General features: G+C 31.8%; 27 protein-coding genes and 2 tRNA genes. 11 read left to right on the forward strand and 18 right to left on the reverse strand.

The genetic code is table 11. The features are described from left to right. Positions 1–7: 7 nt before the first annotated feature. Positions 8–895, reverse strand: a complete 888-nt coding sequence (locus TX50_RS02455) for a 4-hydroxybenzoate polyprenyltransferase (protein WP_011132092.1) — start codon at positions 893–895, stop codon at positions 8–10. Positions 896–1016: 121 nt separating this feature from the next. Here TX50_RS02455 and TX50_RS02460 point away from each other — a divergent pair, with 121 nt between their 5' ends. Then, on the forward strand, positions 1017–2615 hold the full coding sequence (locus tag TX50_RS02460) for a Ppx/GppA phosphatase family protein (protein WP_011132093.1): 1599 nt from the start codon (positions 1017–1019) through the stop codon (positions 2613–2615). Here TX50_RS02460 and TX50_RS02465 read toward each other — a convergent pair. Genes TX50_RS02465 through petC form a run of 5 tightly spaced genes read right to left on the reverse strand, consistent with a single transcriptional unit; the run spans position 2612 to position 6308 of the window. Then, entirely contained in the window at positions 2612–3103 is a 492-nt protein-coding gene (locus TX50_RS02465) for a helix-turn-helix domain-containing protein (RefSeq protein WP_011132094.1), read from the reverse strand. The genes TX50_RS02460 and TX50_RS02465 overlap by 4 nt on opposite strands. 57 nt (positions 3104–3160) lie before the next feature. After that, positions 3161–3916, reverse strand: coding sequence for a precorrin-4 C(11)-methyltransferase (gene cobM, locus TX50_RS02470; RefSeq protein ID WP_011132095.1), 756 nt, complete (start codon positions 3914–3916; stop codon positions 3161–3163). Then, positions 3909–4802 carry a prolipoprotein diacylglyceryl transferase gene (gene lgt, locus TX50_RS02475; RefSeq protein ID WP_011132096.1) on the reverse strand — a complete coding sequence of 298 codons (894 nt, stop codon included), beginning with the start codon at positions 4800–4802 and terminating at the stop codon, positions 3909–3911. Before lgt ends, cobM begins: the two co-directional genes overlap by 8 nt. A gap of 11 nt (positions 4803–4813) precedes the next feature. Further along, entirely contained in the window at positions 4814–5767 is a 954-nt protein-coding gene (petA, locus tag TX50_RS02480) for a cytochrome f (protein ID WP_011132097.1), read from the reverse strand. 4 nt (positions 5768–5771) lie between these two features. Then, on the reverse strand, positions 5772–6308 hold the full coding sequence (gene petC / locus TX50_RS02485; RefSeq protein ID WP_011132098.1) for a cytochrome b6-f complex iron-sulfur subunit: 537 nt from the start codon (positions 6306–6308) through the stop codon (positions 5772–5774). Between the two features lie 123 nt (positions 6309–6431). On the opposite strand from petC, the gene TX50_RS02490 reads away from it, so the two are divergent. Further along, positions 6432–6749, forward strand: a complete 318-nt coding sequence (locus tag TX50_RS02490; RefSeq protein ID WP_011132099.1) for a DUF3067 family protein — start codon at positions 6432–6434, stop codon at positions 6747–6749. Here the strand turns inward: TX50_RS02490 and tatC are convergent. The 3 genes from tatC to TX50_RS02505 all read right to left on the reverse strand — a co-directional run bounded on the left by tatC (position 6718) and on the right by TX50_RS02505 (position 9550). After that, the gene (tatC, locus tag TX50_RS02495) at positions 6718–7476 is read right to left on the reverse strand and encodes a twin-arginine translocase subunit TatC (RefSeq protein ID WP_011132100.1); all 759 of its coding nucleotides are present in this window, start codon (positions 7474–7476) and stop codon (positions 6718–6720) included. The genes TX50_RS02490 and tatC overlap by 32 nt on opposite strands. A gap of 83 nt (positions 7477–7559) precedes the next feature. Further along, complete coding sequence (locus TX50_RS02500; RefSeq protein WP_011132101.1) at positions 7560–7820, reverse strand: hypothetical protein; 261 nt, start codon at positions 7818–7820, stop codon at positions 7560–7562. A gap of 29 nt (positions 7821–7849) precedes the next feature. Next, on the reverse strand, positions 7850–9550 hold the full coding sequence (locus TX50_RS02505; protein WP_011132102.1) for an Rqc2 family fibronectin-binding protein: 1701 nt from the start codon (positions 9548–9550) through the stop codon (positions 7850–7852). Positions 9551–9624: 74 nt separating this feature from the next. On the opposite strand from TX50_RS02505, the gene gmk reads away from it, so the two are divergent. After that, positions 9625–10179 (forward strand): guanylate kinase, encoded by a 555-nt coding sequence (gmk, locus tag TX50_RS02510; RefSeq protein WP_011132103.1) that lies wholly within the window; start codon positions 9625–9627, stop codon positions 10177–10179. Positions 10180–10196: 17 nt separating this feature from the next. On the opposite strand, the gene psaJ is transcribed toward gmk, so the two are convergent. Together psaJ and TX50_RS02520 are read right to left on the reverse strand one after the other, a co-directional pair. Then, on the reverse strand, positions 10197–10331 hold the full coding sequence (gene psaJ / locus TX50_RS02515) for a photosystem I reaction center subunit IX (RefSeq protein WP_011132104.1): 135 nt from the start codon (positions 10329–10331) through the stop codon (positions 10197–10199). Positions 10332–10361: 30 nt separating this feature from the next. After that, positions 10362–10916 (reverse strand): photosystem I PsaF protein (subunit III), encoded by a 555-nt coding sequence (locus TX50_RS02520; RefSeq protein ID WP_011132105.1) that lies wholly within the window; start codon positions 10914–10916, stop codon positions 10362–10364. A 74-nt stretch (positions 10917–10990) separates the two neighbouring features. Here TX50_RS02520 and tsaD point away from each other — a divergent pair, with 74 nt between their 5' ends. From tsaD to TX50_RS02535, 3 genes are all read left to right on the forward strand, one after another. Then, complete coding sequence (gene tsaD / locus TX50_RS02525) at positions 10991–12061, forward strand: tRNA (adenosine(37)-N6)-threonylcarbamoyltransferase complex transferase subunit TsaD (RefSeq protein WP_011132106.1); 1071 nt, start codon at positions 10991–10993, stop codon at positions 12059–12061. Between the two features lie 5 nt (positions 12062–12066). After that, positions 12067–12249: a hypothetical protein gene (locus tag TX50_RS02530; protein ID WP_011132107.1), complete on the forward strand. Its 183-nt coding sequence runs from the start codon at positions 12067–12069 to the stop codon at positions 12247–12249. A 157-nt stretch (positions 12250–12406) separates the two neighbouring features. Further along, positions 12407–13606, forward strand: a complete 1200-nt coding sequence (locus TX50_RS02535) for a cation:proton antiporter (protein ID WP_011132108.1) — start codon at positions 12407–12409, stop codon at positions 13604–13606. On the opposite strand, the gene gltX is transcribed toward TX50_RS02535, so the two are convergent. The 6 genes from gltX to TX50_RS02565 form a co-directional block, all read right to left on the reverse strand. Next, the gene (gene gltX / locus TX50_RS02540) at positions 13607–15043 is read right to left on the reverse strand and encodes a glutamate--tRNA ligase (RefSeq protein ID WP_011132109.1); all 1437 of its coding nucleotides are present in this window, start codon (positions 15041–15043) and stop codon (positions 13607–13609) included. A 17-nt stretch (positions 15044–15060) separates the two neighbouring features. After that, positions 15061–15134, reverse strand: a tRNA-Asp gene (locus TX50_RS02545). Between the two features lie 155 nt (positions 15135–15289). Further along, entirely contained in the window at positions 15290–15478 is a 189-nt protein-coding gene (locus TX50_RS02550; protein ID WP_006043540.1) for a hyperconserved protein Hcp, read from the reverse strand. Positions 15479–15516: 38 nt separating this feature from the next. Further along, a tRNA-Trp gene (locus TX50_RS02555) sits at positions 15517–15589 on the reverse strand. Positions 15590–15644: 55 nt separating this feature from the next. After that, positions 15645–16109 carry a 50S ribosomal protein L19 gene (gene rplS / locus TX50_RS02560; protein WP_225866766.1) on the reverse strand — a complete coding sequence of 155 codons (465 nt, stop codon included), beginning with the start codon at positions 16107–16109 and terminating at the stop codon, positions 15645–15647. 32 nt (positions 16110–16141) lie between these two features. After that, positions 16142–16450, reverse strand: coding sequence for a PepSY domain-containing protein (locus tag TX50_RS02565; protein ID WP_011132111.1), 309 nt, complete (start codon positions 16448–16450; stop codon positions 16142–16144). Positions 16451–16539: 89 nt separating this feature from the next. Here TX50_RS02565 and map point away from each other — a divergent pair, with 89 nt between their 5' ends. Further along, the gene (map, locus tag TX50_RS02570; RefSeq protein WP_011132112.1) at positions 16540–17379 is read left to right on the forward strand and encodes a type I methionyl aminopeptidase; all 840 of its coding nucleotides are present in this window, start codon (positions 16540–16542) and stop codon (positions 17377–17379) included. Here map and TX50_RS02575 read toward each other — a convergent pair. Next, positions 17376–18089 carry an SDR family oxidoreductase gene (locus tag TX50_RS02575; protein WP_011132113.1) on the reverse strand — a complete coding sequence of 238 codons (714 nt, stop codon included), beginning with the start codon at positions 18087–18089 and terminating at the stop codon, positions 17376–17378. The two genes, map and TX50_RS02575, sit on opposite strands and share 4 nt — an antisense overlap. A 176-nt stretch (positions 18090–18265) precedes the next feature. Between TX50_RS02575 and TX50_RS02580 the strand changes: the two genes are divergently transcribed. From TX50_RS02580 to TX50_RS02595, 4 genes are all read left to right on the forward strand, one after another. Further along, on the forward strand, positions 18266–19375 hold the full coding sequence (locus tag TX50_RS02580) for a phosphotransacetylase family protein (protein WP_011132114.1): 1110 nt from the start codon (positions 18266–18268) through the stop codon (positions 19373–19375). 25 nt (positions 19376–19400) lie between these two features. After that, positions 19401–19913, forward strand: a complete 513-nt coding sequence (locus TX50_RS02585; RefSeq protein ID WP_011132115.1) for a hypothetical protein — start codon at positions 19401–19403, stop codon at positions 19911–19913. Between the two features lie 67 nt (positions 19914–19980). Further along, positions 19981–20478, forward strand: coding sequence for a YajQ family cyclic di-GMP-binding protein (locus TX50_RS02590; RefSeq protein WP_011132116.1), 498 nt, complete (start codon positions 19981–19983; stop codon positions 20476–20478). A 24-nt stretch (positions 20479–20502) separates the two neighbouring features. Next, positions 20503–20706, forward strand: a complete 204-nt coding sequence (locus tag TX50_RS02595; RefSeq protein ID WP_036930899.1) for a hypothetical protein — start codon at positions 20503–20505, stop codon at positions 20704–20706. Positions 20707–20734 lie beyond the last annotated feature (28 nt).

Raw genomic sequence — 20734 nt, forward strand, 5'->3', positions numbered from 1 at the left:
TTATAAGTTATGAGGCGATTATGAATCCCAATAATATTAAGCCTCCATATATAGATTGGTTTTTAAAATGATCACCAATTTTTTTAATGGATTGTTTACTTTCAGGAAATATTTTCAAAATATCTTTTTGCATTAAAAATCCTGTTATTAACCAAATTGGCCAAAAAACAAAATTTAGTTGATTGATGAAAGCACATATTGCAAGAAAACTGGAAGTTAAAAAATAACAAATTTGAATAGTTTTTTTTGTATTGTAAGCAAGGTTAACTGCGGAACTGTTTACTCCAATTTGAATATCATATTTTTTATCAGCCAAAGCATATACAGTATCAAAACCAAAAGTCCAAAAAATCGTAGCGAGCCAGCAAAATAATAAAACAATACTATTTATATTACCTTCGTTCGCAGCCCAAGGTATTACAACTGCAAATCCCCAGCATATAGATAAGATAAATTGCGGATATTTAAACCATCTCTTTGCAGAAGGATAAATTAAAATTAAAGGTAAAGCAAAAAAAGCAAGTGAAAGAGAAAGTAGTCTTCCATTCTCTGGAAGCGACAAAGTTAAAAAGAAACTACATATAATCAAAAATATAAGTATTAAGTATGCCGTTTTAGTACTGATTTTATTTGCAGCAAGAGGTCTGTTTTTGGTCCTTAAGACTTTTTGATCTATTCTTTTATCCCAAATATCATTAGCAACACAACCTAAGCCACTAACTAATAATCCACCGATTAAAATTTTCAACAACATGTAAATGCTTGGATTTGATTCGGGCGTAAGATATAAACTCCATCCAGCGGGAATAAGTAGAATAAGTCTCCCTGTCGGCTTATTCCATCTTAATAATTTAAAAAGGATATTAATTTTAGAATTTTGGTCTTTCTTTATCACAGGATCTTTATTTCATAACTTTAAATAATCTAACTAGAAATTAGGCAAATCTATAATTTAATAATCAATCTTAAGTATATTAATTACTGTATTTAGGATCTCTATTTTTTAGAGAATAAAAATGATACAGAAAAAAAAATTAAGTAATCTGCAAGAAAAAGATATTTCCGTAGCCTCAATTGATATTGGAACCAACTCCACTCATCTCTTAATCGCTGAAATTAATTCAGATCTCAAATCCTTTTCAATAAAATTTACTGATAAATCTACAACACGTCTAGGAGAGAGAGATGAAGAGGGAAATCTTACTGAGGAATCAATTCAAAGAGTTTTAAAGACCCTAAAGCGTTTTCAAGAGTACTGCAAAAGTAATGGTGTTAATCAAATAGTAACTGCTGCAACGAGTGCTGTTAGGGAGGCTCCAAATGGTCGAGACTTTTTAAATAGGGTTCAAAGTGATTTAGATATTCAAATAGAACTTATAAGCGGATCTGAAGAGGCTAGATTAATTTATCTTGGTGTTTTGTCTGGGATGGTTTTGGAAGATAAGTCTTACGTAATTATTGATATAGGTGGAGGTTCCACAGAATTAATACTTGCAGATCAAAAAGACGCAATAGCTCTTACAAGTTCTAGAGTTGGAGCTGTTAGGCTCAAAAATGATTTTTTTCTTGATAGTGAACCCATCAATAGAGAAAGATCTAATTTTTTGAGAACTTTTATTCAAGGCTCCTTAGAACCATCTATTGAAAAAATTAAAAGGAGATTACAAAGAGGAAAGACGGTCTCAATGATTGCTACAAGTGGAACTGCAATTTCACTAGGAAATTTAATTTTATCTGACCTTGGGCAGCCAAAACAAAAGATGCATGGTTATAAATTTAAAAAAGAAAATTTAGAGATTGTCTTGGAAAAATTAATTAAAATGCCAATTTCTGAAATAAAGAAAATTCCTTCACTCAGTGAAAGAAGATCGGAAATAATAATTCCAGGTGCATTAATTTTAAAAACCTCAATGGAGATGTTGAATTTTGATCAGTTGACAATTAGTGAGAGGGCCCTAAGGGAAGGATTAGTAGTTGATTGGATGCTTCGCCAAGGAATAATAAAAAATGAATTTAATATTCAAAGTAATATTAGGAAAACTACCATAGTTCATCAGGCTAGAAAGTTTGGTGTTGATAAAGAAAGATCTGAGAAAGTTACTAATATCGCATTTCAAATCTATGATCAAACTAAAAATATTTTTCATGGAGATACTGATTCAAAAGCAAAAGATCTCCTTTGGGCAGCCTGTAACCTTTATGATTGTGGGAAATATGTAAATATAAGTTCTTATCATAAACATTCTTGGTATTTAATTAAAAACTGCGAATTATTGGGATATTCTCAATCCGAGACAAATATTATTGCTTCAATAGTTAGATATCACAGAAAGACTTTACCAAAAAAAAGACATGAATCTTGGCAAAGTTTAATCTCAAAAGAAGATAAAACATTAGTACTTGAAATGTCTTTAATTTTAAGATTAGCGGCCTCTCTGGATCAAAGACCTGAAAATGTCTTGTCTTCTATAAAAATTAAATTACTAAATAATATTTTTGCAATTGAACTGATACCTTTAAAATCAAATAAAGATCTTCTTCTCGAAAAATGGAGCTTAGAGTTATGTAGTAAGGTGGTTAAAGAATTAAAAAATTTAGAGTTGAAAGTTGTTTAATTTTTATTCATAAGTTCTTCTTTAGGAAGTTGATTTTGGAATGATTCTGAAAAAATATTAAAAATCAAAGATGAAGCTAATAGGCCTAATATTCCTGAAATTAAAATAAAGATAATAACCTTGATAGAATTCTGATTCTTCAAGCTTCTGTCATTCTTCGCTTTTATTGAGACTTCTTGAACAATTTCTTCGATGTTTACTTCTTTCCGTTCAGTTTTGAATTCGCTCATTATAAAATCTGTATCAACTTTCAGCTTTTCAGAAATCCTACGAACCATTGCTTTTATAAAAACTTTTTCCGGTAAATGATCTTCATTACCCTCCTCTATAGCTTGAAGTTGGTGAGATCCAATTTTTAAATCAGAGGCTAATTCTTCAATTGATTTGTTTCTGCTTACTCTTGCTTCTTTAATGAAATTGCCAATTCTTTTTAAAGATGAATTAATTTTGGGATTGTTGTCTGAATTATTAGATTTTATTTCGTTCAAAGCAATTAATTTTTCCCCAATTATAGTGTTATAAATCTATCTATCAACTTTATTCAATTATTTGCCCCTAAAGAGATGCTTGTAAGATGGATTATAAAGATTAGACCTATTCGCAATAGTATTAATTGCAGGACTAACAATATAAATAGTAGTTCTAATAAGTTCTTTCTCAAGAGTAAATTTTTCCATATCCTTCAATTCAATTAAAGATGTCCAACCATCATCCCAAGATACTCTATAACCAACAATTACTTTGGTTTCTGGAGGGTAAAATTCTAATAAAGTTTTTTGAGAACTTTTTATGTGTCTAGCACTCAAATAAAGACATAAAGAGGATTTGTGCTTGGCAAGATCTTTAAGTGATTCTTTTTCAGGCATGCCAGTTCGGCCTCCTGCTCTAGTCAAAATTATAGTTTGAGTTATATCTGGAATTGTAAGCTCGGCCTGATGATAGGCGGCAGCGACCTGAAAAGCACTTACACCAGGGATTACTTCAGTCTCGATATTTTCTTGTCTTAATATTTCTAGTTGTTCTTTAACTGCACCATACAGGCATGGATCTCCATCATGCAATCTAATTACAGTTTTACCTTCATTAAATCTTTCTATCATTATTGAAGTGATTTTTTCTAAAGTAAGCGTACTGGTTTTTATTTTTTCAGAACCTTTAAGTGAAAAATTTATAATTTTTTCAGGAATTAAAGAATCAGCCCAAAATATAACGTCTGCAGACTCTATTTTTTTTAACGCTTTGATTGTTAATAAATCAGGATCGCCTGGACCAACTCCAATAAATGAGATCTTTCTAACCATTATTTCTTGTTTTGTTTTTATATGATTTTAATCTTAAAAAAAATAATCCAATTAATCCAGAGGAAAATAAAAAAATACTAATAAACTGGGCCATGCGTAATCCTCCATCACAAAAGGGTGGAAGTCCCCCAATACATAAAGGATCAGTCCTTAAACCTTCAATCCAGAATCTTCCAAAACTATAGCCAATTAAATAAAGACAACTAATAAAGCCAGGCCTCACTGAGTTTTTGTTGTTCTGTTTGTAAAAAATAGTAATTAATAATATAAAAATTAAAAAATTCCATAATGATTCATAGATAAATGTTGGATGGAAAAACTGGTAATTTATAAATTCTATTGGTCTATTTTGTATTGGTACAAATAACTTCCAAGGTAAATCCGTAGGTATTCCAAAAGCTTCATTATTAAAGAAATTCCCCCATCTACCAATAGACTGCCCAAGAATAATAGATGGAATTAATATATCTATAAAGGTCTTTAAATGAATATTTTTGGATTTACAAAAATATAAAATACATAGAAATCCTCCAATCAATCCTCCATGGATTGCTATACCCCCTTGCCAAATTGCAATAAAAGAGGGGATTTGAATTACGTTATTAAAAAGATTAAAAGAAGTAAAAAAGTTACTACCACTATATTGTCTCCATTCGAAAATTACATAGTACGCTCTAGCTCCAATTATTGAAGATATTATTAAAGAGGGTAAAATATCACTTATATATTGAGGATTAATATTTCTTGATTTTGCAAGCTTTTTAGAAATAAAAAGTCCTATTACTACTGATATGGAAATTAGCAGACCATACCATCTGATAGTTAGAAATCCTAAATTTAAAAATGTGTCTCCAGGGGATTGAATAAAAGCTTGATATGTAAGCATTTAAAGGTTAATTAAACACCCTCAGCAGCTTGTACTTTTTCAACCTGCTTCTTCTTGAGTACTAACAGTATTTGGGTTAGGCCTACACCAATAAAAAATGCAATTAAGCCTATTATTCTATAAGGGCTTTGTAACACTACTTCAGCATCTAGTTGCCCAAAACCTCCTACATTAGGGTCATTAGTTAGAGGATCTCCTGCACTTATTTGGTCTTGTTCTTTCACAATCAGTTTAGGACCAACAGGAACAGCCTCGGTAACTATGTCCCCGTTCTCATTCTCAATATTAATTTGATAACTACCATCTTCAATAGTTTCTATTGAATTTATAGTGCCTGCAGAAGAAGAAGTGAATATTACATTGTTACTCTTTTCACCAGTTGGATAAACTTGACCTCTGCCTCTATTCCCTCCTATATGCAACGAGTACTTTCCATAGTGATACTCTTTATTGGTAGCTGGATTAGGGGAAAGGACAGGAAAAACGATTTCTTTATTAGTATCTCCTGGTAATGGACCGACAAGAATTATATTGTCTTTTTCTTCGCTGTAATTAGTAAAATAAACTCCCTCGGTTTCTTCTTTTATTTCATCAGTCCATCTTTCCTGAGGAGCTAATTTAAAGCCATCAGGAAGCATAACTACAGCCCCAACTTGTAAAGGAACCGCTGAGCCGTCAGCACCTATTTCCTTTATGTCATCTTTATAAGGAATTTTGACTACAGCTTTGAAAACACTATCAGCTCCAACAGATTGAGGGACCTCTGCAATAGTTGGCATTTGTGCTAAATGGCAATTTGCGCAGACTATTTTTCCTGTGGCTTCTCTGGGAGATTCGTAATTTTGCTGCGCCCAAAATGGATAAGCAAAAGAGGATCTTGGGAAAATTACAATGCTGGAAATCAAAAGCAGTTTGCAAAGAAAGAAAGTTGTTTTTTTCATAATTTGTTTTTTAAAATTAATCATTCTCTTAGGCCCACCAGGGATTTTCATTAGTTCTAAAATCTGTCTCTGACCACTGTTTTACAAGTACAGCATCATCATCTACATCAACATGCGCCAAGGCCAAAGATAAAGGCGCAGGTCCTCTTACTACTTTCCCATTTGTGTCATATTGACTTCCATGACAAGGACATATGAATTTATTCGCACCGCTATCCCATGGAACAACGCATCCTAAATGGGTGCAAATAGCATTTAGTCCGAATTCTCCTATCTCTCCTTCACTGTTAACAATTAAGTAAGTTGGATCTCCTTTGAGACCTTGAACTAAACTTCTATCTCCTGCTTGATGACTTGCTAGCCAACCGGTCTTTGTTACTGGATTACCTAATTCATCTTTTGCAGAAGTTCCGCCGCCACCGCCGCCAGCTCTTAGTGGCATAAAATAATTTGCTACAGGATATAAAGCTCCTAATGCGACACCAGTTGCTGTTCCAAATGTAAGAAGATTCATAAATTGCCTTCGACCCATGGATGGGACGTCATTGGAACTTAATTGAGTCATTCGATACTTGACACTGTTATTTATTAGTTATTATGAATCAAATTGCATGATTTCTGTTGCAAATAGATAGGACTTTTAATAATTTAAAGTATAAGTTTTTATGAGATTGTTTATTATTAAATTATGAAACCTTTGGTAGTAGATGAGATTATCCATTACTTGATTCATCGATGGGGTAAAAAATATGACTTTAGACTTTTTAAAAGAGGAAAATATTTATATTTTCAAATGATGTGGGGTTTTTTAGGACAAGAATCTTTTCCATTAAATGAAGTGGAATATAAAAAATCAATAGCAGATAAAATTGAAATATTAAATAGATGCGGTTATTCAGATGAAGTAAGGGAATGGCTTAAAAAAGTAAATTCAAAACCAAGATTAGGAAGAGCTGTAAGCCTTCAACTACACATTAATGAGAGGATGAAAGAGTTTTTGATTTAAGGCTTTCAGATATGTAAGTTAGCCCAGCTCCTACAAAAAATAGAAAAATTATCGAAATTGAGAGCAATGACATAGTTAAAGGATCTGTTGAAGGTGTAATTACTGCGGATAAGATCGCAGAGGAAATTACTACTATTTTCCAATTTGATAGCATTTTTTCTGTAGTAATAATTCCAAGTGAACCAAGAATAAATTGCAAAACTGGTAACTGAAATGCTATTGCAGTACTTGACATTAACAATAAAACAAAATCAAAGTATCTCTCTATGGACCATGTTGGTTCAACTATATCAGCTCCAAAATTTATAAAGAAATTTATTGCCGCGGGAACTAATATCCACCAAGAAAAAATCAAGCCAAGAAAAAATAATAAACCTGATCCAAAAACAGCCGGTAAAATTAGGTTTTTTTCTTTTTTAGTTAAACCTGGCGAAATAAATAATATTAATTGATAAAAAATGTATGGAATAGAGACGATTATCCCGCTATATCCTGCTACTTTTATGGCTACAAATAAAAATTCTCCAGGAGCAAGTTGTAATAAATGTATATCACTTGCAGGAATCTCTAAAAATGAAATTAAAGGCTTAATTATTAAAAAACTAAAAAAAATGCAAATTAATATCGAATAAATAGAATTTAGTAATCTTTGCCTTAACTCCTCTAAATGATCAGTAAAACTCATCGAATCATAATTATTATTCTTACTATCTTCTTTCCTCTTCATTATTGAGCTTATTTTATAGTTTGAAATAGATAAACATTTGTTTTTTTATAAAAAGCGTAATTTTGATTATTAGTAGCTAAGAACTATTTACTTAATTTTGGATTCGTCGGATCAGGTAATAAAAATGGAGGAGCATCATTTAAAGAAGATTCTCCATATGTTTCATATTCTCTATAACCACCCATTTTCCCATTTGTTTTCATCAAAGCACTTACGAAAGCAAGTAATAGAAAAACAGTTGGGGCTCCAATAATTAATGCTGCTCCGAACAAGTACCCTACAATAAATTCTGGGAAACTATGATTACCTAAATATTCGTGTGTTCCAAGTAGAAAATCTAACATTTAACAAAATCAATTTTTCTTATTATAGGCTAAATTGCTTTTTTAAGATTTTTTTTGATGTAATCTTTTCCTCTTGTAGGATTACCCCAAAGAATTTCTACATTATTGAACGAAACGCAACCAGGACCTCCTTTTGTGATTTTTTGGAGATCTTTAATATTCACAAGACTAATAGGTACTTTAATATTCATTTTTGCTTTACTAAATAAAGCTGCTAAATCTGCTGATATTTGAATATCTTCATCTGATGGGATTTGCGATGAAGACTTTAAAACAACATGACTTCCAGGTGATTCTTGTGCATGGAACCAAAGATCACCTTTTTTGGAAAACTTAAAACTTATTAGATCATTTTGCCTCATATTTCTTCCTATTTGTACTGTTAAGCCTTTCGGGGTATTTATTTCTATTGGAGATGATTCTAATCCAGATGCGTCTTTTGTTTGTTCTCTTATATTTTTGATTCTCAAATTAAACTCTCGACAAATTTCAGCTTTAATTTCTTCCAGCAAATTGACTCTAGTTGTCGGATTTTCATTTTTTAGAGAATTTAAGTTATCTAATAGAGCACTAAATTCTTCTAATCTATCAAGTTTATTTTTATAAATATTCATCCTTTCTTTAATTAAGTTTTGTGCTCTTTTTAGTTTTTTTGACTTTTTATAAAGCTTTTGGCCTTTGATAATATCTTGTTTTTGTATCTCATGAGTCATGAATATTTTGTCAGCCTTTTCTTTATATAATTGATAATTTTCGGAGTTAATTAAAAGATCAGATTGCAATTTAAAATTTTTTTTCTCAAGATTTGTTTGTTTAAAAATTATCCCATCAATTTTTTTTATTAAGGCCTCAATTTTTTTTTGTTTTAAATGAAAATTATAATAATTTTCTAATCCATCAATTTGATCAATATTATCTTTGTTAATTATTTCATTCTTTAAAAACCAAACTGAATAAAAAAAATTGCCAAAAATTGAAAAATTAAAGTTGTTTTTATTAAATCTTTCAATCCATATTTTCCAACTTTGGTATATCTTTTTTAAGTTGGTTTCACTTATAAAATCAATATTTTTGTTCATTATTTCTACACTTTCCAGATTACTAAAAGTCTCAAGTTGCTTTGTAAGTATTGGACTTACACCTTGATAAGTATTTATTAAGCAGTATTTAAGTGATTCTGGAACTGAAGAAATAGACTCTTTCCATTCTTCATAAGATTCATTTGGACTAGGCTCCTTTTTCATGTTTGAGGGAGGCTCTGAATAGATAGATCCAGTAGAAACGACACGAAAGCTAGATTGATTAGATTTTATTTGTTTGCCAACTGCAATTATTTTTTGATTATTATCTAAATAAAAAATATTACTGTGTTTGCCCATTAATTCAAAAACTAAGTATTTTTTTATTTCATCTCCTGGCTTTTTTGCAAATCCAAATTTAATTACTCTCTCAAATTTATCTTGTTCTATGGTAACCAAAGCCATATATTTCAATCCGTATCTTAGTTGTTTGGAGAGTGTACTTTCAGTTCCTATTTTTTCAGGCCTATTTATTGTAAGAATTCGTGGAGAATCACTATCCCAAGATACTTCTATCCAAGTTTGGTTATTTATTCCTCTTAAACAGAATTGAATTATATTAGGTTCGGGTTGTTGAGCAGTTTCAAACCTTGACGGTAAAACTTCTTCTGATAAATCATGCAATACAGATTTTATAGATGTAATATCCATTATCTGAGGTACACCCTTTTGCATTATTTCTAAAAATTATTCACCAACATTTACTTTACTGTAAAAATTTTAATATGAAAAATTTAAAAAAACTAATAATTATCACAGGCCCTAGTGGAGTTGGGAAAGGTACTGTTATTAAAGAACTTTTAGATAGAAATAAAGATATTTGGCTTTCTATTTCTGCAACAACAAGAAATCCTAGAGTTGGAGAGAAAGATGATTTGAATTATTACTTTATAGGTGAAGAAAGGTTTAAAGATATGATCGATAAAAAAGAATTTCTTGAATGGGCCCAATTCGCAGGAAACTATTATGGAACCCCCTTATCTACTGTTAATGAAAAGATTGAAAAGGGATTTATTGTATTACTTGAAATTGAAGTTGAAGGTGCAAAACAAATTAAAGAAAAATTCCCAGAATCTTTATCAATATTTCTTCTGCCTCCTAGCAAAGAAGAATTAGAAAAAAGAATAAGAAATAGAGGTACTGAAAAAGAGGAGGCAATAGATAGAAGACTTAGCAGAGCCAACTACGAAATTGCATCCTCAAATCAATTTGATTTTGTATTAACAAATCATGATGTTGATGAGACAGTAAAAGAGGTTTTGAAAATAATTAAGTCTTGAAAGTTCTTTTTGAAATCTCAGCTCATCGGATGAAATAATAAATCAGGAAAAAATCTATTAAATTCAATAATTATTCCGGCGGTAAGACTTAGCCAAACTGCTGCAACCACTGGAGCTGACCTGATAAATTTTGTGTTAAAGATTTTAAGCATTTGATTTTTAGAATTGTGTGGGATGATGTTTTATCTAGGACCATTAAGTGTTATATTATTATCTTTTTCTCTTAAATCACCGTTCCTTCCTTGCTTATTGGCTAAGAGGGGCCATTGAGCACCTTTGATAAGGCATTTTCTCGCCAAGTCTAAATCAATAATAATTTCAAGGTCTGCTGGGTTCTTAGTCTTTTTGGATTCAATCAAATACTCTCTTCCAGACCATCCTATAATTCCTGCAATATAGATAAATAATACACCAGGAATAAGTAAGTCACCTTCATGACCTCTATTTAAGAGTGCTCCCCATGGTTCAAGTGGTGGACCTATTATTAAATGGGGCAATCCATCGTCACCACAAGCTGCTTTGCCATATCTTTCAAATCTTGTGATATCTTTTTGCGTTTTAGCAGTACTTGCTCGTTCAATAAATTTAGGATTTTCTGAGCATGTTGTTAGAGCTGAGGCTGTATATTCTGTGCTAGCTCTATCTGCATTTAATGCTGGTCCATTAGCTGCTAAAGCAATTGGGGTTATTCCAAGAAAGAGAAAAACCGAAGTTATGATTGAAAAAAAGAATTTCATAAGTTGCAATCTTTAATTCCTTTGATGTTTTAATTAAGAAATTATTATTAAAATAAAACAGTATCGAATCAAATATGCACAAAGTTCTAGCTATTGAAACAAGTTGTGATGAGACGTCTGTCTCAATTGTTTCTAATAGTGGTGATATTTATAAAATACATTCAAATATTGTTGCATCACAAATTGAAGATCATTCTAAATGGGGAGGTGTGGTCCCAGAACTCGCAGCGAGAAAACATTTAGAGTTACTTCCTTTTGTCCTAGAACAAGCTTTAGAAGAATCAAAAATTCGAATTGAAAAAATTGATGTTATAGCTTCAACAGTTACACCAGGATTAGTTGGCTGTTTAAGGGTTGGTTCTATAACTGCAAGATCACTATGTACTTTATACTCAAAACCTTTTTTGGGGATACATCACTTAGAAGGACATCTTTCGTCAATATTATTTTCAAAAAATTATCCCAAGCCTCCTTTCTTAACCTTACTTGTTAGTGGTGGACATACTGAATTAATAAAAGTTGGTGAGAGAAGAAAGATGCAAAGACTTGGAAGAAGTTATGATGACGCTGCTGGTGAAGCGTTCGATAAAGTAGGAAGATTATTAGGACTCAGTTATCCTGGAGGTCCTGCAATTGCGAAAATCGCCAAAAAGGGTAATGCCTCCAAATTTAATTTACCTAAATGCAAGATCTCTGATAAGGAAGGGGGTTTTTTGAAATATGATTTCTCTTTTAGTGGTTTAAAAACGGCTGTATTAAGATTGGTTGAGAAAATAAATTTAAATGGGGATGAAATACCAATTCCAGATATTGCTGCAAGTTTTGAGAGGGTTGTAGCAGAGGTGTTAGTAGAGAGGACAATAAAATGTGCAAATGATTATGGTTTAGATAATATCGTCGTTGTAGGAGGAGTCGCGGCTAACGATACGTTAAGAAAAATGATGATTAGTGAAGCTTGTAAAAAATCTATTAAAGTTCATTTAGCTCCAATAAATCTTTGCACAGATAATGCGGCGATGATTGGAGCCGCTGCCTTATATAGACTCAAATTTAAGGCATATGAAAGTTCTCTTAAATTGGGTATTTCAGGAAGACTCCCTATTGACCAAGCAAATACTCTTTATGAAAATAAACCTCCTTTCTAGTACTAATGAAAAAAGAATCAAAAATAAATCTAAAAGAAACAAAAAAGGTTGTTGATAAACAAGAGCTTAATTTATGGAAAAGAGGCTTTACGCCTCAAGCAGAAATTTGGAACGGAAGAATGGCGACGATAGGAATTGGAATAATATTGATTGTTATTGCTTTGATTAGTAAATTTTCATCTATATAATTGGAATTTAAAAAATTTTGTTTTTAATCTGCATAAGGGGTTTTTATTAATTAAATCTTTAATTAGATTTAATTAATAAATATTGTTTATAGTGGACTTAAAATAGGATTATTGATTTAATCAAATTAATTAATATTTTTATTATAAAGAAAAATTTATGACGCCTGAAAGGCTCGGCTTACTTTGGGGTATAACTGTTTTTGCAGGGGCATGCGCACGTTTAATTTCTTCTGTCTCTGGATTTCCAAGTGTAGTAATTTTATTAATTTCTGGATTATTTATTGGACGCTCAGGGTTCGGGCTAGTTGAGCCACTTGATCTTGGACAGGGACTTGAAACTATAGTTGGACTTTTGGTTTGTTTAGTTTTATTTGAAGGCGGGTTAAATTTAAAATTACCTGAAGGAAATATTAGAAATACTGTCTTAAGAATTTCGTTAATAAGATTATTTATTTCATTATCAGCAGGAATATTTATAGCTCATTGGCTGGCAGGACTATCATGGCCAGTAGCTGGAGTTTATAGTGCGATAGTTCTTGCCACTGGACCGACAGTAGTTTCACCCTTAGTAGACCAAATAAAATTAGTATCTCCACTATCCGAGGTCCTAAAAGCTGAAGGATTGGTTCTTGAACCCATCGGGGCAGTGCTCGCTTTGTTGTTATTAGAACTAATATTGGGAGATTTACATGGAATTAAGGAGGTGTTTATTGCCTTAATGCAGAGATTAGGTGGAGGAGTTTTGATAGGTATAAGTTCTGGATGGTTGCTGTCTGAAATTTTAAAGAAAATAAAAAACGAGGCATCATTTGGAATTGAGCTTCAGGTTACATTAGGATTTATTTTTCTTGTATATGGCATTTGTGAATATATTTTGCCTGAATCAGGTTTACCAGCTTCTGTTGCTGCAGGATTTATTGTAGGCAAAAGAGAAATTATTGATAAAGAAAGATTAGATAATTTGATTGGAGAATTAGCTCAACTATCCATAACAGTTCTTTTCCCTCTTCTGGCATCTGATGTCTCTTGGGGAGAATTAAGTCCATTAGGTTGGGGGGGGATTATCTGCGTATTAATGTTGATGATAATTGTACGTCCGATTTCTATATCACTGGCAACTTTGGGAGGAGAATTAGATGTAAAACAAAGGGTGTTTTTATCGTGGTTAGCGCCAAGAGGGATAGTTACTGCCGCTGTTGCATCTCTTTTTTCAATAAGACTTGAGCAGGCAGGAGTCCTTGGTGCAGGTCGTCTCCAAGGCTTGGTATTTCTAACAATATTGATGACAGTTGGTATTCAAGGACTGACGGCAAGACCTCTGGCGAATTTTCTAAATTTAATTGACAAGGAAATATAGTTAATTAAAACATCTTTCGATTAGAGGGATATCAATTTTGTTCTCAGAGAATAATTCCCAACTTTGAATTAAATCTGGTCCACTTAGACACCCAAAAAAAGCTACTCTCAATGATTTCATTAAAATCCCTTTTTTGATGGAGTGGTTAACTATAATTTTGTTGATTATTTCTCGAGCGTTATCCTTATTAACCTTAGTTATATTTGCTTCTTTTAAATAAAAAAGGATGTACTTCAACGATTCTTTTACCTCTTTTTTACTTTCCAGAAATTCTTCCCCCTCTTTTTTCATTTGGGACAAGATAAAAAAGGGTTTTGATTGATCAATTGCATCCTTTAATAGAATCATTGAGTCTTGAATTAAATTTGTCAATTTCAAATCCCATTCTGAAGAAGGAGATTCCCAACCCATTTCTTCCCAGTACTTCTTAATAAATTTACATAATTGTGTCAATTCCATTTTCTTGATGTATTGGGAATTAATCCAATTAAGTTTTTCCCAATTAAATTTGGCACCAGCTTTATTTACATCTGACAAATTAAAAACTTTAGATATTTCTGATAAGGAAAGAATTTCACTTTCAGGCGATTTTATAGACCATCCTAAAAATGCCATGTAATTGGCTAAAGCCTCAGGCAAGTATCCCATCTCTTTAAATTCATCGATGGAAGTTACAGAATCACGTTTAGAAAGCTTTTTACCTTCGCTATTTAAAATTAGAGGAGTATGAGCAAAAATTGGTAATTTAAAATTTAAAGCTTTATAAATCAATATTTGTTTTGCAGTATTTGAGATATGATCCTCACCTCTTACAACATGAGTAATATTCATAAAATTGTCATCTACAACAACAGCAAGATTATATAAAGGATTTCCTATCTCATCACCTAAAGCTCTTCTTGATAAAACTAAATCGCCCCCGAGATCCTTGCCTTGCCATTTAATTTCGCCTCTAATCTGATCTTCCCATTTGATCTCTGTTTCCTCATCAATTTTAAACCTTATTACAGATGATTTTCCTTGAGATATAAATTCTTTAATCTCCTTTCTCGTAAGATTTCTATGTCTATTGTCGTGCTTGGGTGGCAAGCCACTTTTTTTTTGTTTTTCCCTAAGATCAAGGATCTCACTTTCTGAAGTGAAACATCGATATGCAGCTCCACTCTCTAAAAGTCTTTTAATATAATTTTTGTGAACAGAAACTCGTTTGCTTTGGTTAATGGGCTCTTCATCCCAATTAAGTCCTAGCCAATTCAATCCATTTAATATATTTGTTGTATATTCAGATTTAGATCGTACAATATCGGTATCTTCAATTCGAATCAGAAATTTCCCATTTATTTTTCTAGCATATAACCAATTGAATAAAGCTGTTCTTGCTGTACCTATATGTAATAAACCAGTTGGACTGGGCGCTAACCTTAAATGTTTTTCCAATTTCCTTTAGAAAAGAACGGGACCGACGGGATTCGAACCCGCAACTTCCGCCGTGACAGGGCGGTGCTCTAACCAGTTGAACTACGGTCCCAGAATTTTTATTCTAATTTAATTAGATACTGAGTTTAAAATTATCAGACCATAATACTTTATTAATGTTGTTGTGATAAAAAAAAATTCATAAATTTGAGGATTTAAAGAAATAGTTTAGTTTCTTTTTTTAGAAGGGAACTTATTAATTTTTCTTTAAGGCCTAAAGCCTGCTGGTTCAATTAATCGAACTTGATTACCTCGAGCTGTAAATTCTCTGCCTTGATCGCTTTGAACAACAACTCTCCCACCAGATTTTACTCTGATGACTCTTGCACGAACCCATCCTAGAGCAGCTGATTCGAGGACTTTAACTACGTCACCAGGTTGAAGATCTAACTCCATCTAAATGAAAAAAATAATTTACAAAATGTTGATCCAAACGCGCCGTGGAGGACTTGAACCCCCGACATCAGGTTTTGGAGACCTGCGTTCTACCAACTGAACTAACGACGCAATAAAAATATTATAAGCGCCTTTATGACCGTTAGGTTGAAATAACTTTACAACCTTATCGATCAAAGCGTTGTTTTACGCGAGTAGCTTTTCCTACTCTATCTCGTAGATAGAATAGCTTAGCTCTTCTTACTTTACCTCTCCGTTCTACTTTTAGGGAGGCGACTTGAGGACTATGTAGCATAAATACTCTTTCCACTCCAATACCTTGAAAAATCCTTCTTACTGTAATGGTCTGATGGAGTCCGCCATGTCTCTTCGCAATCACAACTCCTTCGTAAGGTTGAACTCTTTCTTTGTTACCTTCTGTAATTTTTACTCCAACTTTAACCGTATCTCCAACATATATTTCGGGCAATTGTTTTTTTAATTGCTCTCTTTCAAATTCCTTGATTAAATTAGATGAACTTAAGTTTGTTTGGGCAATTAGCTCTTTACCTTGCTTTTCAACAGTCAATTCTGTGGTAGTGTCAGTTTCATTAGTGATTTCTAACTCAGTTTCTTGTTTCTCTTTTGCCATTTTATGCTCAATAATCATACAAGAATATCATTTTAACCTTTCGACTCGCCTTTAGTAACCTTTTTAGGAAATGAAATTTTTTTAGAAAACATTTGAAACCCAGTTATTAGCATCCAAATAAGACCTAAAGAATTCAAGATTACGTAGATTAGTTCTCCATTATCTCCAAGCCACTCCCCTTCGTGTAGAGACATTAACCAGTGAACTTCATCTCTTGAGTAGCCTAATAAATCTTTACAGATTCTATAGAATGTGCCTGTTAAAGCTGAAATGAATAATGGGAGGAAAACCCAAGGTGCCAAAGATTTATGAAATTGCCTAGAATTAGTAATAAAATTCATTTTTTGTTTTTCTTACTGTTAGATTTGAGGTGGCCATGCAGACTATGGCTATTTTGGATCATATTTACTTAATACTATTATTTATTCCAATGAAACATTTTGCAGATCTTTTATTAAATAAAAATAATTCTAAATCCAATGATCAAGTTCCTTTTATCCAAAGAAGAAGAGGAATCGAAATAAAGTCTGCAAGGGAAATAAATTTGATGAAGAAATCGAGTAGGATTGTTGGAACAGTTTTGAGAGAAATAAATGACCTCATAAAACCAGGAATGAGTACAAAAGATTTGGATGATTTTGCGGAAAAGAGGATAAGAGAGATGGGTGCTGTGCCAAGTTTTAAGGGTTATCATGGATTCCCATCAAGTATTTGTTCAAGTGTTAATAATGAAGTTGTTCATGGTATACCAAACAAAAATAAAATAATTAACGATGGAGATCTTGTTAAGATTGATACTGGAGCTTATCTAGATGGATTTCATGGAGATAGTTGTATCTCTATTTGTGTAGGTGAAGTAAGTAATCAAGCCCAAAAACTTAGTGATGTAGCTCTTAAAGCGTTGTTTGCAGGACTTTCGAAAATTAAATCAGGTAATACTCTGCTTGATATCGCCGGTGCAATTGAAGATATTGTTAAATCCAATGGATTCAGTGTAGTTGAGGACTATACTGGTCATGGAGTAGGTCGAAACCTTCATGAAGAACCATCTGTTTTTAATTTCCGAACTAACGAATTACCTAATGTTGTTCTTCGTGAAGGTATGACATTAGCTGTAGAACCTATTGTTAATCAAGGCACAAAGTATTGTAAAACTTTAAATGATAAATGGACAGTGATAACAAAAGATGGAAATTTATCAGCACAATGGGAACACACAATCGTTGTAATGAAAGATGGTATAGAAATTTTGACAGACAGAGATTTTTAATTACTAATTTTAGATATTTTTAAAAATTTACAATATAAAAAAATATATAACTCTTTAATGGGAAACAGAATGTAGGAAAGAGGGTTGGGGCTAATGATTATTAAAAAAAAATTTAAATTAGCAAAATTGTAAATGTTATTAGATACAAATTCAGCACTCATAATCCCGATAGGGTTTAATTCTGACTTGAAAGGACCTAATATAATTTTTTTAATTTTTAATTTTTTTTTCTCATGATTGTCTAGAAGGTTTTTTTTAAAGGAAACTATTTGACCGATAAGAGATTTACTTATTTCGTAGGGAGGATTTAAAGCTGGTAATATTTCTGCTTCTGAGGTATTTATCCAAATTTCCTTTGCAATTGATGAGTTTTTTTTGAAAGCAATTTCTTCAAATAAATTAAGAAATTTTAATTTACTTAAAGCATTTATTTCTATTGAATTTTCATAATTTGAATTTTCTTTACTTATGTCGTAGATTCCATGGTTCAAAATTAAGATGTCAATTTTTTTTAGGTGCTTGTTTAATAAGAATTCTTTCCCACATTGCCATTCAATCCATTCATTGGGAGAGTCGTTGTTTATTTCAAAATTATTTTTACTATGAGTAAATCCTATAACTTTATATCCTTTCCCCCGAAATATTTTTGTTAATTCTTTCCCTAATGCTCCTGATGCGCCAGTAATTCCAATAGTTTTTAATTCCCTCATTATTTAATTGAATTTTGTAAGACTCTTTTCATAGATCCAAATAGTATATATTATCTTACTTTGTACTATGTTTTTTAATTTATTTTAATTTATTTGATTAAAAGTATTAAATAAATAATTGTATAGTTCTTAAAAAAACATTATCTTAAATCTATGAATAAATTAATTCGTTCATTATGAGTCAAATATTGTTAATTGGTTCCTGTGAGCCATTTAGTGGTAAGTCAGCATTAGTACTGGGAATATCAAAAAAACTTTTAGAACAAGGAAAAAAAATACGTGTAGGAAAACCATTAGCAACTTGTATTGAACTTACTAATCTTCCTTCAATGACTTATGAAGGACTAATAGATGATGACGTTAAATTTATTGGTACTACATTAAATCTTCAAGAAGAAAACTTAATTCCTTCAGTAGGATTGTTAGATAATATATCTGCTGAGAAAAGAATTTCGAATAAAGATTTAAGTCCAGGTAAGGGGTTCGAACAAATAGAGGCATTAGTAAATGACGATTTTGATGGGTTAAATATTCTTGAAGCTGCAGGTAGCCTCAATGAAGGAATGATTTATGGTTTGAGTCTTCCACAACTTGCTAAACATTTAAATGCAAAAGTCCTAATTGTTAATCTATGGGAGGATAGTAAAAGTGTAGATGCTTTACTAGACGCAAAAAAACAATTAGGAGATCATTTCGCAGGAGCCATATTGAATGCTGTTATTCCTGAGGAAGTTGAAAAAATAAAAAATAAAATAATACCCTCTCTCCAGGAGATGAACATTAAAGTATTTGGGGTGATGCCCAAATCTCCTTTACTCAGAAGTGTAACTGTAAGGGAACTTATAAGAAGGTTAGATGCAAAAGTAATTTGCTGTCCTGAAAAAGAACAATTACTCGTTGAAACATTAAGTATTGGTGCTATGGGAGTCAATTCTGCGATGGAATTTTTTAGAAGAAGGAGAAATATGGCTGTCGTAACAGGAGCCGAAAGAACTGATATTCAACTTGCAGCTTTAGAAGCATCTACCCAATGTTTGATTCTAACTGGTTTAGGTGAACCTCTATTACAACTGATCCATAGAGCGGAGGAGTTAGAAGTGCCAATTTTAAAAGTAGACTTAGATACTCTTGCTTCAGTGGAAATTATTGAACAAGCTTTTGGACATGTCAGGATACATGAATCAATAAAGGCATCATATGCTGTTCAATTAGTTCAAGAACATGTAAATCTAAAAAATATTCTTGAAACTATAGATTTTCCCTGCAATTTTTCAAATAAATGCTAATTTCAAATGTAGTAACCGTTTTATTTTGAGTCGTTCTTTAGACCTACCCTCAACAGAAGGTGTTGATACCTTAGCTCAGGAACTTGCAAAACTTCAGGATAACGGGAAAAGAAGGATTGCTTTTTTGGGTAGTAGACATGTACCTGTAGTTGACATTCACTTGATCGAACTAATCGCAAGATCATTAGCGGAAGAAGGGCATACTATCCTTACGTCAGGATCTCAGGGAGTTAATGCCGCAGTAATAAGAGCTGTTTTAGGTATTAATCCGTCATTGCTGACTGTTCTTTTACCACAGAGCCTAGATAAACAATTACCTGAAATTAAAAACCAACTAGAGAGCGTTATTCATTTGGTTGAGAAAAGCGAAAATGATGAATTACCTTTGCCAATGGCAAGTAGTCTTTGTAATCAAGAAATTATCAATAGATGTGATCAATTAATTTGTTTCGCTTTTCACGATAGTGAAACTTTATTAAATAGTTGTAGATGCGCTGAAGAAATGGGTAAGGTTGTTAGTTTGTTATTTTTTGATTAAATTAACTCCTTTTATTTTTTTTTAAGTTTATTTGGGGTGATAATTAAATTAATTTAAGAATTAAGTAATGGCAGAAAATTTTTCATTTGATGTGGTTTCTGATTTTGATAGACAAGAATTAGTCAATGCTTTGGATCAAGTGAAGAGAGAGATTTCTCAAAGATATGATCTTAAAGGAACAGATACCTCCTTAGATTTAGAAAAAGACAACATTTTTATAACTACAAATAGTGAATTAACTCTAAATTCAGTGATTGATATTATTAGACAAAAGGCAATAAAAAGAAAACTCTCTATAAAAATTTTTGATTTCAATAGCATTGAAGTAGTAAGCGGAAATAAAGTAAAGCAAACCATTACTTTAAAGAAAGGTCTAAATCAGGAAATTGCAAAAAAAATTAGTAAAAATATTAGAGATGAAATTAAAAAGATTAATGTAAGCATTAATGGAGAAACATTAAGAGTAATGAGCAAAAGCAAGAATGATCTTCAATTGGCAATTAAGTTACTTGAGAATTTGGAGGAGACATATAAAATACCTCTGCAAACTAATAATTATCGATAAGATATTAATAATTAAGGCCTTATAATGACTGGTTATTCAAAATCTCTTCTTGATTCATTGTGCTTAAAAATAAAAGATTATCCACGTTTTTCGTTAACAGAAATCGAGAAATTTTGTTGGATGGCTGCCCATGAGCATAAGCATGGAGTCTTACCTTCTGAATACGATATAAGGGAAATAGATGAGGATCTTTATTTACAATTATTGCAGAAATTTAAAGCAGAGTAATTTATAAAATTCATTTGTTAATTACGTA

The sequence above is a fragment of the Prochlorococcus marinus subsp. pastoris str. CCMP1986 genome (assembly GCF_000011465.1).
In the GTDB taxonomy this organism is placed as follows: domain Bacteria; phylum Cyanobacteriota; class Cyanobacteriia; order PCC-6307; family Cyanobiaceae; genus Prochlorococcus_A; species Prochlorococcus_A pastoris.

Bases quoted from the DNA above. Each gene is read 5' to 3' on its own strand.
- psaJ (WP_011132104.1), bottom strand. From the start codon at position 10,331: ATGCTTAAAATCTTTAACACAAAATTTATCAGGTCAGCTCCAGTGGTT.
- gmk (WP_011132103.1), top strand. From the start codon at position 9,625: ATGAAAAATTTAAAAAAACTAATAATTATCACAGGCCCTAGTGGAGTT.
- map (WP_011132112.1), top strand. From the start codon at position 16,540: ATGAAACATTTTGCAGATCTTTTATTAAATAAAAATAATTCTAAATCC.
- petC (WP_011132098.1), bottom strand. From the start codon at position 6,308: ATGACTCAATTAAGTTCCAATGACGTCCCATCCATGGGTCGAAGGCAA.
- TX50_RS02520 (WP_011132105.1), bottom strand. From the start codon at position 10,916: ATGAAATTCTTTTTTTCAATCATAACTTCGGTTTTTCTCTTTCTTGGA.
- TX50_RS02460 (WP_011132093.1), top strand. From the start codon at position 1,017: ATGATACAGAAAAAAAAATTAAGTAATCTGCAAGAAAAAGATATTTCC.
- rplS (WP_225866766.1), bottom strand. From the start codon at position 16,109: ATGGCAAAAGAGAAACAAGAAACTGAGTTAGAAATCACTAATGAAACT.
- tatC (WP_011132100.1), bottom strand. From the start codon at position 7,476: ATGAAGAGGAAAGAAGATAGTAAGAATAATAATTATGATTCGATGAGT.
- TX50_RS02590 (WP_011132116.1), top strand. From the start codon at position 19,981: ATGGCAGAAAATTTTTCATTTGATGTGGTTTCTGATTTTGATAGACAA.
- cobM (WP_011132095.1), bottom strand. From the start codon at position 3,916: ATGGTTAGAAAGATCTCATTTATTGGAGTTGGTCCAGGCGATCCTGAT.
- TX50_RS02490 (WP_011132099.1), top strand. From the start codon at position 6,432: ATGAAACCTTTGGTAGTAGATGAGATTATCCATTACTTGATTCATCGA.
- tsaD (WP_011132106.1), top strand. From the start codon at position 10,991: ATGCACAAAGTTCTAGCTATTGAAACAAGTTGTGATGAGACGTCTGTC.
- TX50_RS02530 (WP_011132107.1), top strand. From the start codon at position 12,067: ATGAAAAAAGAATCAAAAATAAATCTAAAAGAAACAAAAAAGGTTGTT.
- TX50_RS02550 (WP_006043540.1), bottom strand. From the start codon at position 15,478: ATGGAGTTAGATCTTCAACCTGGTGACGTAGTTAAAGTCCTCGAATCA.
- petA (WP_011132097.1), bottom strand. From the start codon at position 5,767: ATGATTAATTTTAAAAAACAAATTATGAAAAAAACAACTTTCTTTCTT.
- TX50_RS02500 (WP_011132101.1), bottom strand. From the start codon at position 7,820: ATGTTAGATTTTCTACTTGGAACACACGAATATTTAGGTAATCATAGT.
- TX50_RS02535 (WP_011132108.1), top strand. From the start codon at position 12,407: ATGACGCCTGAAAGGCTCGGCTTACTTTGGGGTATAACTGTTTTTGCA.
- TX50_RS02505 (WP_011132102.1), bottom strand. From the start codon at position 9,550: ATGGATATTACATCTATAAAATCTGTATTGCATGATTTATCAGAAGAA.
- TX50_RS02565 (WP_011132111.1), bottom strand. From the start codon at position 16,450: ATGAATTTTATTACTAATTCTAGGCAATTTCATAAATCTTTGGCACCT.
- TX50_RS02580 (WP_011132114.1), top strand. From the start codon at position 18,266: ATGAGTCAAATATTGTTAATTGGTTCCTGTGAGCCATTTAGTGGTAAG.
- TX50_RS02575 (WP_011132113.1), bottom strand. From the start codon at position 18,089: ATGAGGGAATTAAAAACTATTGGAATTACTGGCGCATCAGGAGCATTA.
- lgt (WP_011132096.1), bottom strand. From the start codon at position 4,802: ATGCTTACATATCAAGCTTTTATTCAATCCCCTGGAGACACATTTTTA.
- TX50_RS02595 (WP_036930899.1), top strand. From the start codon at position 20,503: ATGACTGGTTATTCAAAATCTCTTCTTGATTCATTGTGCTTAAAAATA.